The sequence below is a fragment of the Streptomyces sp. NPDC058195 genome (assembly GCF_042883525.1).
GTDB lineage: Bacteria > Actinomycetota > Actinomycetes > Streptomycetales > Streptomycetaceae > Streptomyces.
On the sequence record NZ_JBHVVM010000002.1, the window covers coordinates 89,523 to 102,441 of the forward strand.

General features: G+C 70.6%; 10 protein-coding genes. 8 read left to right on the forward strand and 2 right to left on the reverse strand.

Annotation, left to right across the window (positions count from 1 at the left end):
* Positions 1–224 precede the first annotated feature (224 nt).
* On the forward strand, positions 225–2,138 hold the full coding sequence (locus ACFVWY_RS02570) for a SpoIIE family protein phosphatase (RefSeq protein ID WP_389866526.1): 1,914 nt from the start codon (positions 225–227) through the stop codon (positions 2,136–2,138).
* 137 nt (positions 2,139–2,275) lie between these two features.
* Positions 2,276–3,754: a catalase gene (locus tag ACFVWY_RS02575; RefSeq protein WP_389866528.1), complete on the forward strand. Its 1,479-nt coding sequence runs from the start codon at positions 2,276–2,278 to the stop codon at positions 3,752–3,754.
* 63 nt (positions 3,755–3,817) lie between these two features.
* Here the strand turns inward: ACFVWY_RS02575 and ACFVWY_RS02580 are convergent, their stop codons facing one another.
* Positions 3,818–6,040 (reverse strand): transglycosylase domain-containing protein, encoded by a 2,223-nt coding sequence (locus ACFVWY_RS02580; RefSeq protein WP_389866530.1) that lies wholly within the window; start codon positions 6,038–6,040, stop codon positions 3,818–3,820.
* A 221-nt stretch (positions 6,041–6,261) separates the two neighbouring features.
* Here ACFVWY_RS02580 and ACFVWY_RS02585 point away from each other — a divergent pair, with 221 nt between their 5' ends.
* From ACFVWY_RS02585 to ACFVWY_RS02605, 5 genes are all read left to right on the forward strand, one after another.
* Positions 6,262–7,233, forward strand: coding sequence for an SPFH domain-containing protein (locus ACFVWY_RS02585; protein ID WP_389866533.1), 972 nt, complete (start codon positions 6,262–6,264; stop codon positions 7,231–7,233).
* Positions 7,230–7,508 carry a hypothetical protein gene (locus ACFVWY_RS02590; RefSeq protein ID WP_389866536.1) on the forward strand — a complete coding sequence of 93 codons (279 nt, stop codon included), beginning with the start codon at positions 7,230–7,232 and terminating at the stop codon, positions 7,506–7,508. Before ACFVWY_RS02585 ends, ACFVWY_RS02590 begins: the two co-directional genes overlap by 4 nt.
* Before the next feature lie 84 nt (positions 7,509–7,592).
* Positions 7,593–8,117, forward strand: coding sequence for a PadR family transcriptional regulator (locus ACFVWY_RS02595; RefSeq protein WP_389866539.1), 525 nt, complete (start codon positions 7,593–7,595; stop codon positions 8,115–8,117).
* On the forward strand, positions 8,114–8,800 hold the full coding sequence (locus ACFVWY_RS02600; RefSeq protein ID WP_389866540.1) for an ABC transporter ATP-binding protein: 687 nt from the start codon (positions 8,114–8,116) through the stop codon (positions 8,798–8,800). The genes ACFVWY_RS02595 and ACFVWY_RS02600 overlap by 4 nt, the downstream gene beginning before the upstream one ends.
* Complete coding sequence (locus tag ACFVWY_RS02605; protein ID WP_389866543.1) at positions 8,797–11,196, forward strand: ABC transporter permease; 2,400 nt, start codon at positions 8,797–8,799, stop codon at positions 11,194–11,196. Before ACFVWY_RS02600 ends, ACFVWY_RS02605 begins: the two co-directional genes overlap by 4 nt.
* 60 nt (positions 11,197–11,256) lie before the next feature.
* On the opposite strand, the gene ACFVWY_RS02610 is transcribed toward ACFVWY_RS02605, so the two are convergent.
* Positions 11,257–12,234 carry a hydrogen peroxide-inducible genes activator gene (locus tag ACFVWY_RS02610; protein ID WP_389866545.1) on the reverse strand — a complete coding sequence of 326 codons (978 nt, stop codon included), beginning with the start codon at positions 12,232–12,234 and terminating at the stop codon, positions 11,257–11,259.
* Positions 12,235–12,364: 130 nt separating this feature from the next.
* On the opposite strand from ACFVWY_RS02610, the gene ACFVWY_RS02615 reads away from it, so the two are divergent.
* Positions 12,365–12,919 (forward strand): peroxiredoxin, encoded by a 555-nt coding sequence (locus ACFVWY_RS02615; RefSeq protein ID WP_031083404.1) that lies wholly within the window; start codon positions 12,365–12,367, stop codon positions 12,917–12,919.

Below are 12,919 nucleotides of genomic sequence, written 5' to 3' on the forward strand. Positions count from 1 at the left end.
TATGAATCGTATGAACCACTACGAGGGGGTGGAGACGTGCTCGCCGTTGGCCACCCCGTCGCCGGAAACGTTGTCACCGGACCGTTCCGCAGGCATCAGGTTTCAGCCCCTCGTTCCGGGGCATCCGGTGACAGCCGTTGTTATCGCCGCTCCTGCGGGGGCACAGTAGCGCCCCAGCAGGCGATTGCCTCATACAACCGGCCCGGACGGACGGAACCCCACGCGTGACGGAGCATCCCACCTCCCACGAAGGCCGGCAGCCTCTGGCCGCCCGGCCGCAGGAACGCACCCGGCCGCGGCAGCAGGACGCCGCGTCGGCCGCTTCGCCTGCCGCCGCGTCGATCCCCGGCCCCGCCCCGGCGCCCGGCCCCGGAGCGGCCCCGGCCGCCCCCGCGGGGCTCGACCCGCAGGCCGCGGTCCGCCGTGAGGGCGACCGGCTGCGGTTCGTCGGTGCCGCCACCCGGCGGATCGCCCGCGGCATAGACCTGGACGAGATCGTGCTGGGGCTGTGCCGGGCGAGCGTGCCGACGTTCTCCGACGCCATACTCGTCTACCTCCGCGACCCGCTCCCGGTCGGCGACGAGCGGCCGGTCGCCCCGTTCGTGCTGCGGCTGCGCCGGTCCGACCGGCTGCGGTTGAGCGAGGAGGAGACGGAGGGCCCGCCGGAGACCGAGCGGCTGCGGCTTCCGGTGATCGATCCGCACGGCGACCTGACGCCCGCGGCCGAGCTGTGCGAGGTCCGCTCCGGCGGCGCGCTGGCCGAGGTGCTGCGCGGGGTGCGGCCGGTCTTCGGGGACTCCGCGGCGGCCCGTGCCGCCCTGCCCGAGCTGCTGGGCGCCGGCCGGACGGTGCCGACCGGGCACCGCGCGATCCTCGCCCCGCTGCGCGGCCGCCGGCGGGTGATCGGCGCCGCCGTCTTCCTGCGCGGTACGGAGCGGCCCTCCTTCGAGGCCAACGACCTGCTGGTAGCGGCCCAGCTGGCGACGCACACCGCGCTCGGCATCGACAAGGCCGTGCTGTACGGGCGCGAGGCGTACATCGCCGACGAGCTCCAGCGCACGATGCTGCCCGACTCGCTGCCGCAGCCGACCGGGGTCCGGCTCGCCTCCCGCTACCTCCCGGCCGCCGAGACGGCCCGGGTCGGCGGCGACTGGTACGACGCGATCCCGCTTCCCGGGAGCAGGGTCGCCCTGGTGGTGGGCGACGTCATGGGCCACTCCATGACCTCCGCGGCGATCATGGGCCAGCTGCGCACCACCGCGCAGACCCTCGCCGGGCTCGACCTGCCGCCCCAGGAGGTGCTGCACCACCTCGACGAGCAGGCGCAGCGGCTCGGCAGCGACCGGATGGCGACCTGCCTGTACGCGGTGTACGACCCGGTCACGCACCGGATCACCGTCGCGAACGCGGGCCATCCGCCGCCCGTCCTGCTCCATCTGGGCGGCCGTGCGGAGGTGTTGCGCGTACCGGCCGGTGCCCCGATCGGGGTCGGCGGGGTGGACTTCGAGGCGGTCGAGCTGGACGCGCCCGCCGGGGCCACGCTGCTGCTGTACACGGACGGTCTGGTGGAGTCCCGGCTGCGGGACGTGTGGACGGGGATCGAGCTGCTGCGCGAGCGGCTCGCCGCCACGGCCCGGCTGACCGGCCCGGACCACTCGCCGCCGCTGGAGGCGCTCTGCGACGACGTGCTGGACATGCTCGGCCCGGGTGACCGGGACGACGACATCGCGCTGCTCGCCGCCCGGTTCGACGGGATCGCGCCGAGCGATGTCGCGTACTGGCACCTGGAGCCGGAGGAGACGGCCCCGGGCAAGGCCCGCAGGCTGGCCCGCCGGGCGCTGAGCCGGTGGGGGCTGGATGATATGTCCGACGCGGTGGAGCTGCTCGTCAGTGAGGTGGTCACCAACGCGGTCCGTTACGCGGAGCGACCGGTGACGCTGCGGCTGCTGCGTACCGACATCCTGCGCTGCGAGGTCGGCGACGACTCCCCGCAGCTGCCCCGGCAGCGCCGGGCGCGGGACATGGACGAGGGCGGCCGGGGCCTGTTCCTGGTGAACCGGCTGGCGAGGCGGTGGGGGGCGACGCGGCTCTCGACCGGCAAGGTGGTGTGGTTCGAGATGCCGCCGCGAGGCCAGTAGCCGCGCCGGTCTCCGTGCGGGTGCGCCGCGAAGCCCCGTACGGACGGTGACGAAATGTTGCCGACCTCCTGTCGGCGGGTTTCACTCGGTCGTGAACGAGACGACCTGGCCGAAACCCCACCGACGGGAGGACGCTCGTGTCCGAGGAACCCACCACCTCCACGACCCCGAACACCGCGTACACCACCAACAACGCCGGAATCCCGGTGGAGAGCGACGAGCATTCGCTCACCGTCGGATCCGACGGACCGATCCTGCTCCAGGACCACTACCTCATCGAGAAGATGGCCCAGTTCAACCGTGAACGGGTTCCCGAGAGGGTGGTCCACGCCAAGGGATCGGGGGCGTACGGCACCTTCAGGGTGACCAACGACATCAGCCAGTTCACCAAGGCCGACCTGTTCCAGCCGGGCAAGGAGACCGCCATGCTGGCGCGCTTCTCCACGGTCGCCGGTGAGCAGGGCTCCCCCGACACCTGGCGCGACCCCCGCGGTTTCGCGCTGAAGTTCTACACCGAGCAGGGCAACTACGACATGGTCGGCAACAACACGCCGGTCTTCTTCGTACGGGATCCGATGAAGTTCCAGGACTTCATCCGCTCGCAGAAGCGCCGCCCGGACAGCGCGGTGCGCGACCACGACATGCAGTGGGACTTCTGGACGCTGTCCCCGGAGTCCGCGCACATGGTGACGTGGCTGATGGGCGACCGGGGCATCCCGAAGACCTACCGCCACATGAACGGCTACAGCTCGCACACCTACATGTGGGTGAACGCGGGCGGCGAGCGGTTCTGGGTCAAGTACCGCTTCAAGACCGACCAGGGCATCGACTACTACCCGCAGGGTGAGGCCGACCGGATGGCCGGGGTGGACGGCGACGTCCACCGCCGTGACCTGTACGAGTCGATCGAACGCGGCGACCACCCGAGCTGGACGCTGTACGTCCAGGTCATGCCGTTCGCCGACGCGCCGGACTACCGGTTCAATCCGTTCGACCTCACGAAGGTGTGGCCGCACGCGGACTATCCGGAGATCGAGGTCGGCCGGATGACCCTCGACACGAACCCGGAGGACTTCTTCGTCCACATCGAGCAGGCGTCCTTCGAGCCGTCGAACCTGGTGCCCGGCATCGGTCCGTCGCCCGACAAGATGCTGCTCGGCCGACTCTTCTCGTACCCGGACACCCACCGGTACCGGATCGGCCCGAACTACGCGCAGCTGCCCCCGAACCGCCCGCGGTTCGGCCGCAACTCGTACGCGAAGGACGGCCCGATGCGGTACGAGCCGAGCCGTACGGCGGCGGTCTACGCGCCGAACTCGTACGGCGGCCCGGCCGCGGACACCGAGCGCTTCGGCGACCCGGCGGGCTGGGCGACGGCGGGCGAGATGGTGCACGAGGCGTACAAGCTGCACCGTGAGGACGACGACTGGGGCCAGGCGGGCACGCTGGTGCGCAAGGTGATGGACGACCCGCAGCGCGAGCGGCTGGTGGGGAACATTTCCGGCCATCTGCTGGACGGGGTGAGCGCCCCGGTCCTGGAGCGGGCGCTGCAGTACTGGCGCAACGTCGACAAGGACCTCGGCGACCGGATCGCCAAGAAGGTCAACGGCGGCTGACCGCGGCCGGAGGAGACGGGTGAGGGGCGGTGCCGGAGACCGGCACCGCCCCTCACCCCGCGTTCACTGACCGGCCGGTACGTTGTTCCCGCCCGGCTGGCCAGGGCGTCCGTCGTTCGGCCCGCCGCCCGGCTGTTCCGGGGACTGGGTCGGCGGCGGTACCTCCGGCGACTGGCTGGGCGGCACCTCGGGCGACTGGCTGGGCGGCACCTCGGGCGACTGGCTCGTGGACTGCGAGGGGGTGTCCGGCGACTTGCTCGGGGTCGTGTCGCTGCTCGCGGACTGCGAGGGGGACGTCGACGGCGAGGACGGGACGGTGGCCTGGCCCCGCTCGACGTCCTCCAGGTCGAACCGGGTGGTGGAGCCGCCGCCCAGCGCGTCGAGCGTGTAGTCCGCCCAGATCTCCGCCGGGAAGCCGCCGCCGTTGGCCCGGCCGGAGTTGGCGGTGCCGGTCAGGCTGACCTGGACACCGCCCTTGGGGGATTCGCCGAAGAGCGCGACGACGGTGGTCAGCTCGGGGGTGTAGGCGGCGAACCAGGCCGACTTGTTGTTCTCCGAGGTACCCGTCTTGCCCGCCGCGTCGTAGGCGCCGGTGTTGGCGGCCTGGCCGGAACCGGCGTCCACGACACCGGTCAGCACGGAGGTGACGGTGTCGGCGGACTTGCGGCTGATCACCTGCTCGCCGACGCCCTCGACCGGGTCGATGGTCCGGTCGCGGTGCTTGGCGGACTTCACGATGAAGGGGGTGACCTTCTTGCCGTGGTTGTCGAGCGTGGCGTACGCACCCGCCATGTCCCAGGTCGAGGCGTTCATGGTGCCGAGCGTGATGGCGGGGCGCTCGGGGAAGTTCTTGTCCGGTACGCCGAGGGCCAGCGCGGTCTTCTTCACCTTGGCCGGGCTGACATCGACGACCATCTGCGCGAAGGCCGAGTTGATCGACGCGTTCATCGCCTTCTGCACGGTGACGGAGCCGTAGCTCCGGTCGTCCTCGTTCTCCGGGGCGAACGGGGTGTCGCTGCCGACGACGGGCCGCTTGCTGGTGCCGTCGTAGCGGGTGTTGACGCCGATCAGATCGCCGCTCTGGGTCCTGGACTCGTTCTCCAGCGCGGAGGCGAACACCAGCGGCTTGAAGGTGGAGGCGGGCTGGTAGTCCCGGCGGGTGGCGTTGGAGTAGTAGTGCTTGATGTAGTCCACCCCGCCGTACATCGCGACGACGGCGCCGGTCTTCGGGTTCACGGACGTGGCGCCCGCCTGGACGGTGGCGTCGACCTTGTTGCCCTCGCGGTCCAGCTTGGACTCCAGCTGGCGGTCGACGGACTGCTCCAGCTTCTTCTGCTTCTTCTTGTCGATGCTGAGCGTGAAGGTCCAGCCGCCGGCCTGCCGCATCTCGTCGGTGACGCCCTGCTTCTTCAGCTCCTCGTTGGCGGCCTCGACGAGATACCCGGTCTGGCCCTCCATGCCCTTGGCGGGCTTGGCCTTCTGCGGGACCGGGAACTTCAGCTTGTCGCGCTCGGCCTGGTCGAGCCAGCGCATCTCGACCATGTTGTCGAGGGTGTAGCCCCAGCGGTCCTTGACCAGCTTCCTGCCGGTGTCGCTCGCGGTCTGCCAGTCGTACTGGCTGGGCGCCTGGAGCACGGAGGCCAGGTAGGCGCCCTGGGAGACGGTGAGGTCCTTGGCGTCGACGCCGTAGTACGCCTGCGCGGCGGCCTGGATGCCGCTGGCGCCGCGGCCGTAGTAGGCGGTGTTGATGTACCCGGCGAGGATGTAGTCCTTGCTCTTCTTGCTGTCGACCTTGAGCGAGATCACCAGTTCCTTGAGCTTCCGGCTGATCGTCGGGTCCTGCGTCAGGTAGTAGTTCTTCACGTACTGCTGGGTGATGGTCGAACCACCCTGCTTGCCCTTGCCGCTGAGGGTGTTGAGCAGACCGCGCGTGGTGCCCTTCAGATCGATGCCCTCGTCGTCGTAGAACGTCTTGTTCTCCGCGGCGACGAACGTGTGCTGCACCGCCTTGGGCACCTCGGACAGGTCGACGATCTGGCGGTTGACGCCGTCGCCGGTCCTGGTCAGCAGCGTTCCGTCGCTGTACTGGTAGACGTTGCTCTGCCGCTCGGCCAGGGCGTTGGCCTTCGGGATGTCCACGTACAGGTAGAGCGCCACGAAGGCGCCCATGCCCAGCAGGCAGAACCCGAAGAAGGCGCCCAGCATTTTCCGCCAGGTGAAGAGCCTGCGTATGCCGCCGCTCTTCGAAGCCCTTCTCTGGGCTCGCCGCGCATCCGCTCGACCCATCGCTGTTTTGCTCCTGTTTCTCTGCTCGACCCGCTCAGCTCAGCCCCGCCAGCTAACACCGTCGGCAAGGACGAAAAGCAAGAGATGCGGTCTTTTGCGGACGTGACAATCAGCACCTGTTCCCTAGGGAACCGACTCCCGGGAGGCGCCCAAGGTTGCCATCCGATGTAATGTGTAATCACATTGCTAGCACCGAACACGCCTTCGAAACGGGGAACCTCATGACCGGCCACGACCTCGGGCACGGCGCCGCCGCCCAGGACACCGACCTCACGCCCGACACCCCGCAGATGCCCGAACCGCAGGTGAGGGAGGTGACGGCGCACAGCATCCCCGGCGGCCTCGGCCTGCTGCTGACGGTGCTCGGGGTGGTCGCCGGTATCGCCCTCGCGATCGTCGGCGGCGTCGTCGGCTCGAACGGCAACAACGCCGTGGGCGTCCCGGTCTGCGTCTTCGGGGTGCTGCTCGCCATCGCCTCGTTCTTCTGCATGACGGGTGTGAAGATGGTCGCACCGGGCGAGGCCCGGGTGATCCAGCTCTTCGGCCGGTACGTCGGCACGATCCGCGCCGACGGGCTGCGCTGGATCAACCCGCTCACCAGCAGCCGCAAGATCTCCACCCGGGTCCGCAACCACGAGACCGCCGTCCTCAAGGTCAACGACGCCTACGGCAACCCGATCGAGCTCGCCGCGATCGTCGTCTGGAAGGTCGAGGACACCGCTCAGGCGCTCTTCGAGGTGGACGACTTCCTGGAGTTCGTCGCCACCCAGACCGAGGCGGCGGTCCGGCACATCGCGATCGAGTACCCCTACGACGCCCACGACGAGGGCGGGCTGTCGCTGCGGGGCAACGCCGAGGAGATCACCGAGAAGCTCGCCGTGGAGCTCACCGCCCGGGTGCAGGCCGCCGGGGTGCGGATCATCGAGTCGCGCTTCAGCCACCTCGCGTACGCCCCGGAGATCGCCTCCGCGATGCTCCAGCGCCAGCAGGCCGGTGCGGTGGTCGCGGCCCGGCAGCAGATCGTCGAGGGCGCGGTCGGCATGGTCGAGATGGCGCTGACCCGGATCGCCGAACAGGACATCGTCGAGCTCGACGCGGAGCGCAAGGCGTCGATGGTCAGCAACCTGATGGTGGTGCTGTGCGGTGACCGCGCCGCCCAGCCGGTCCTGAACACGGGCAGCCTCTACCAGTGACCGAACAGCCCCCGGCCCGCCGGACCCCGCCGCAGCGCAAGCAGATGCTGCTGCGGCTGGATCCGGCGGTGCACGACGCGCTGGCCCGCTGGGCCTCCGACGAACTGCGCAGCGCGAACGCCCAGATCGAGTTCCTGCTGCGCAGGGCGCTGGCGGAGGCGGGCCGGCTGCCGGGCGCGGCACGGCCGATCCCCCGCCGGGGCCGCCCCCCGAAGAACCCGGAGGCGTCGGGAACGCAGGAATCCCCGGAGCCGCGGCAGCCGCCGGAAGCCTGAGTTCCGGGGCGGCGCGGGGCAGTGGGCAGGGGTATTCACCAGGGGTATACATCGCGGGTATACACACCGTGTACAGTGCTCCGCATGTCTATCGGCCACACCCTGCTCGGACTCCTGGAGTCCGGCCCCCGCCATGGCTACGACCTCAAACGCGAGTTCGACGAGAAGTTCGGCCATGACCGCCCCCTGCACTACGGGCAGGTCTACTCGACCATGTCCCGGCTGCTCAAGAACGGCCTCGTCGAGGTCGACGGCATCGAGAGCGGGGGTGGCCCCGAGCGCAAGCGGTACGCGATCACCGAGGCCGGGGTCACCGATGTCGGCGCCTGGCTCGCGCAGCCGGAGAAGCCCGAGCCGTATCTCCAGTCGACGCTCTACACCAAGGTCGTCCTGGCGCTGCTCACCGGGCGCAGCGCGGAGTCCCTGCTGGACACCCAGCGCGCCGAACACCTGCGCCTGATGCGCATGCTCACCGAACGCAAGCGCAAGGGCGATCTCGCCGACCAGCTGATCTGCGACCACGCGCTCTTCCACCTCGAAGCCGATCTGCGCTGGCTGGAACTGACCGCCGCCCGGCTCGACCGACTCGCCATGGAGGTGGGCGCGTGATCCCCGCCGGTTCCCTGCTCAGCGCCGACAGCCTGCACAAGACGTACGGCCAGACGCCCGCGCTCGACGGCGCGTCCTTCTCCATCCACCCCGGCGAGGTCGTCGCCGTGCTGGGCCCCTCGGGCTCCGGCAAGTCGACCCTGCTGCACTGCCTGGCCGGCATCGTCACCCCGGACCGGGGCACGATCACCTACGCGGGCCGGGAGCTCTCCGCCATGTCCGACGCCGAGCGCAGCGCCCTGCGCCGTACCGAGTTCGGCTTCGTCTTCCAGTTCGGCCAGCTCGTCCCGGAGCTGACCTGCGTGGAGAACGTCGCGCTGCCGCTCCGGCTGGCCGGGGCCAAGCGCAAGGAGGCCGAGCGCACGGCCCTCCACTGGCTGGAGCGGCTGGAGGTCGACGGCGTGGCCGCCAAGCGGCCGGGCGAGGTCTCCGGTGGCCAGGGCCAGCGCGTCGCCGTGGCCCGCGCGCTGTCCGCCTCCCCGAAGGTGATCTTCGCGGACGAGCCGACCGGTGCGCTGGACTCGCTGAACGGCGAGCGCGTGATGCAGCTGCTCACCGAGGCCGCCCGGTCCACCAACGTCGCCGTGGTCCTGGTGACCCACGAGGCGCGGGTCGCCGCGTACTCCGACCGTGACGTCACCGTGCGCGACGGGCGGACCCGCGACCTGGAGCACGCCGGATGACCCTGCTCGACGAGAAGAACGCGGCGGCCCCGCCGGCCGTCCCGCGCCCCACCGCGCCCACCGGCCTCGCGGCCTGGCTCCGCGATCTCGGCCTCGGCATGCGCTTCGGCGCCGGGGGCGGCCGTGAGGGCTGGATCCGCACCGCGCTGACCGCCGTCGGCGTCGGCCTCGGCGTGGCCCTGCTGCTGACCGCCGCCTCCGTACCGCACATGCTCCAGCAGCGCACCGACCGCAGCGCGGCCCGCGCCGCGAGCATCGTCGACGAGTCGCCGGGCAAGCCCGCCTCGAAGTCCGACACCTCCGTGCTGCGGTCCGACGTCGAGACGGAGTTCCGCGGTCGCGTCATCGAGGGCCAGCTGATGCGCGCGGACGGTGCGCACCCGGTGCGCCCGCCAGGGGTCGACCGCTTCCCCGCCCCGGGCGAGATGGTGGTCTCCCCCGCGCTGAAGGAGCTGCTGGGCTCCCCCGACGGCAGGCTCCTCAAGGAGCGGCTGTCGTACCGGACCATCGGTACGATCGCCGACCCCGGCCTGGTCTCGCCGGGTGACCTCATCTACTACGCGGGCGACGACACCCTGACTCCCGCCCGCAGCGGCCAGCGGATCGACGGGTACGGCGACCGGAACATGGGCGAGGAGATGCCGTCCATCCTGATCGTGCTGATCATCCTGATCAGCGTGGTGCTGCTGATGCCGGTCGCGATCTTCATCGTGACGGCGGTGCGGTTCGGCGGTGACCGCCGCGACCGGCGGCTCGCCGCGCTGCGCCTGGTCGGCACGGACATCCGGATGACCCGGCGGATCGCGGCGGGCGAGGCCCTGTTCGGGGCACTGCTCGGCGTGCTGACGGGTGTGGCGTTCTTCTTCGTGGCCCGCGAGTTCGTCGGCGGCATCGAGGTGTGGAACGTCAGCGTCTTCCCGGCCGACCTGGTGCCCGATCCGCTGCTGGTGGCGCTGGTGATCGTCGCGGTGCCGCTGACGGCGGTGGTGGTGACGCTGGCCGCGATGCGCGCGGTGGTGATCGAGCCGCTCGGTGTCATCCGCAACGGCCGCAGGCGCGGACGGCGGCTCTGGTGGCGGCTGCCGGTGCCGGTCGCCGGTCTGGCGGTCCTCACCCTGACCGGCAAGGTCGAGGCGTACGGCCCGGTCAACCCGTATCCGATCGCGGGCGGGGCGGTGCTGGTCCTGGTCGGACTCGCGCTGCTGCTGCCCTGGCTGGTCGAGGCGCTGGTGAACCGGCTGCACGGCGGCCCGGTTCCCTGGCAGCTCGCCGTCCGCCGGCTCCAGCTGAGCAGCGGGGCGGCCTCCCGGGCGGTCAGCGGCATCACGGTGGCGGTCGCGGGCGCGGTGGCGCTGCAGATGATGTTCGCCGCGGTCGGCGACGAGTTCAACAAGCTGACCGGGCAGGACACCTCACGGGCCCAGTTCTACACGTTCTCCGAGAAGGTCACCCCGGGGGGAGCCACCGAGGTGGCCCAGGCGTTCAGGAACACCAGGGGCGTGACGTCGGTGACGGGCAAGGTCGACGTGTACGTCACCCACCCCGGCGACGCCGAGGGCTCCGAGGAGGTCCAGCGGACCACCAGTCTGACCATCGCCGACTGCGCGAGCCTGCGCGAGATGGCCCGGATCGGCGCCTGCAAGGACGGCGACACCTTCGTCTCGCACCCCAGGAACGACAAGTCGATGACCCGGTGGATCGACAAGACGGCCCGCAAGGGCAAGGAGGTCATGGCCTCGGCGGGGGATGCGTCGGTGCGATGGACGCTGCCCGCCGACGCCCGTACGGTCACGGCCGTCGACAGCCCGCTGGGCGAAGAGGCCACCGGCATCCTGGCCACCCTCGGCGCGGTGGACCCGAGCACCCTGCCGGGCGCGGCGCTCCAGACCCAGATCCGGGTCGACGAGAGCGTGCCGGACGTCGCGGAGTTCGTACGGAACACGGCTGCCAGGATCGACCCCACGATGCGGGTGTCGACCGTCACGTCGGTGGCCCGTGACAAGAAGTACGCCAGCGTGCAGCGCGGCCTCCAGGTCGGCGGGACCGCGACGCTGCTGCTGATCGCGGCCTCGATGCTGGTCTCGCAGCTGGAGCAGCTGCGCGAGCGCAAGCGCCTGCTGTCGGTCCTGGTCGCCTTCGGCACCCGGCGCTCCACGCTGGGCTGGTCGGTGCTCTGGCAGACGGCGGTGCCGGTGGTGACCGGGCTGGTGGTGGCCATCGCGGGCGGGCTCGGCCTGGGGGCGGCGCTGATCTCCATGCTCGACAAGGAGATCACCAACTGGTGGCTGTTCCTGCCGATGACCGGTGCGGGCGCGGCGCTGATCGCGCTGGTGACCCTGGTGTCACTGCCTCCGCTGTGGCGCATGATGCGCCCGGACGGGCTGCGTACGGAGTGACCGAGCGGTAGAGAACGACGGGGCGCGGCCTTGCGGGGCCGCGCCCCTTCACGCTTCCCCTCAGCGGTCGGCCCCGTCCCGTACGCCGTCCGTCACCCGGACCGGCAGCGCCGCCATCGCCCGGCGCAGTGCCGCCGCGAGCTCCTCGAACTCCTCCTGCCGGGCCGCCCCGGTCCGCATCCCCAGCGCCACCCGCCGCGACGGGGCCGGTTCGGCGAAGTAGCCGGTGGCCAGCGCGTCGTTGCGGTCGGTCTCGACGGTCAGCGCGGTCCGCGGCAGCAGCGTCACCCCGAGTCCGCCCGCGACCAGTTGCACCAGTGTGGAGAGCCCGGCCGCGGTCGTGGTGACGGGGGCGCCCGTGGTGCGCCCCGCCTCGCGGCAGATGTCCAGGGCCTGATCGCGCAGGCAGTGGCCCTCGTCGAGCAGCAGCAGCGGCAGCTCGCGCAGTGCCTCGCGCGGGATGTCGGCGCGCCCGCCCAGCCAGTGTCCCTTCTCCATGACCAGGACGAAGTCCTCGTCGAAAAGCGGGAGTTCGCTCACCCCGGGCACCCCGAGCGGCACCGCGAGCAGCAGCAGGTCCAGCCGTCCGGCGGCGAGCCCGTCCAGCAGCGAGGAGGTCTGCTCCTCGTGGACCTGGAGGTCGAGCTCCGGGTAGCGCTCGTGGACCAGCCGCAGCACGGTCGGCAGCAGATACGGGGCGACGGTCGGGATCACGCCCAGCCTGAGCACTCCGGTGAACGGTGCCCGGACCGCCTCGGCCTCCTCCATCAGCTCACCGACGGCCTCCAGCACCGCCCGCGCCCGTACCGCGAGCCGCTCCCCCGCCGACGAGAGCAGCACCTTGCGCGTCGTACGCTCGATGAGCCGGACGCCCAGTGCCTCCTCCAGCGCCGACACCGCCCCGGAGAGCGCGGGCTGGCTCATCCCGATCGATGCCGCCGCGTCCCGGAAGTGCAGGCACTCCGCGACGGCGACGAAGGCGCGCAGCTGCGAAAGACTGGGCTGTTTGGGGCGAGTGCCCTGATTGCTCTGCACCACTGATAGGCACCTCCGATCATCACAACCAACTATAGCTATTTCCGTGATCAATGGACTCTGTGCCAAGGTGGATCTCGTCCAACCCTCAGGAAAGCCCCACAAGGGATTTCCAACGCTTCAAGGAGAGCGCGTGCTCACTGTCGGTGACAAGTTCCCCGAGTTCGACCTGACTGCCTGTGTCTCGCTGGAGAGCGGCAAGGAATTCGAGCAGATCAACCACAAGACCTACGAGGGCAAGTGGAAGATCGTCTTCGCGTGGCCGAAGGACTTCACCTTCGTGTGCCCCACCGAGATCGCCGCCTTCGGCAAGCTGAACGACGAGTTCGCCGACCGTGACGCGCAGATCCTCGGCTTCTCCGGCGACTCCGAGTTCGTGCACCACGCCTGGCGCAAGGACCACCCGGACCTGACCGACCTGCCCTTCCCGATGATGGCCGACTCGAAGCACGAGCTCATGCGTGACCTCGGCATCGAGGGCGAGGACGGCTTCGCGCAGCGCGCCGTCTTCATCGTCGACCAGAACAACGAGATCCAGTTCACGATGGTGACCGCCGGTTCCGTGGGCCGTAACCCCAAGGAGGTCCTGCGGGTCCTGGACGCCCTGCAGACCGACGAGCTGTGCCCGTGCAACTGGACCAAGGGCGAGAACACCCTCGACCCGGTCGCGCTCCTCTCGGGCGAGTGA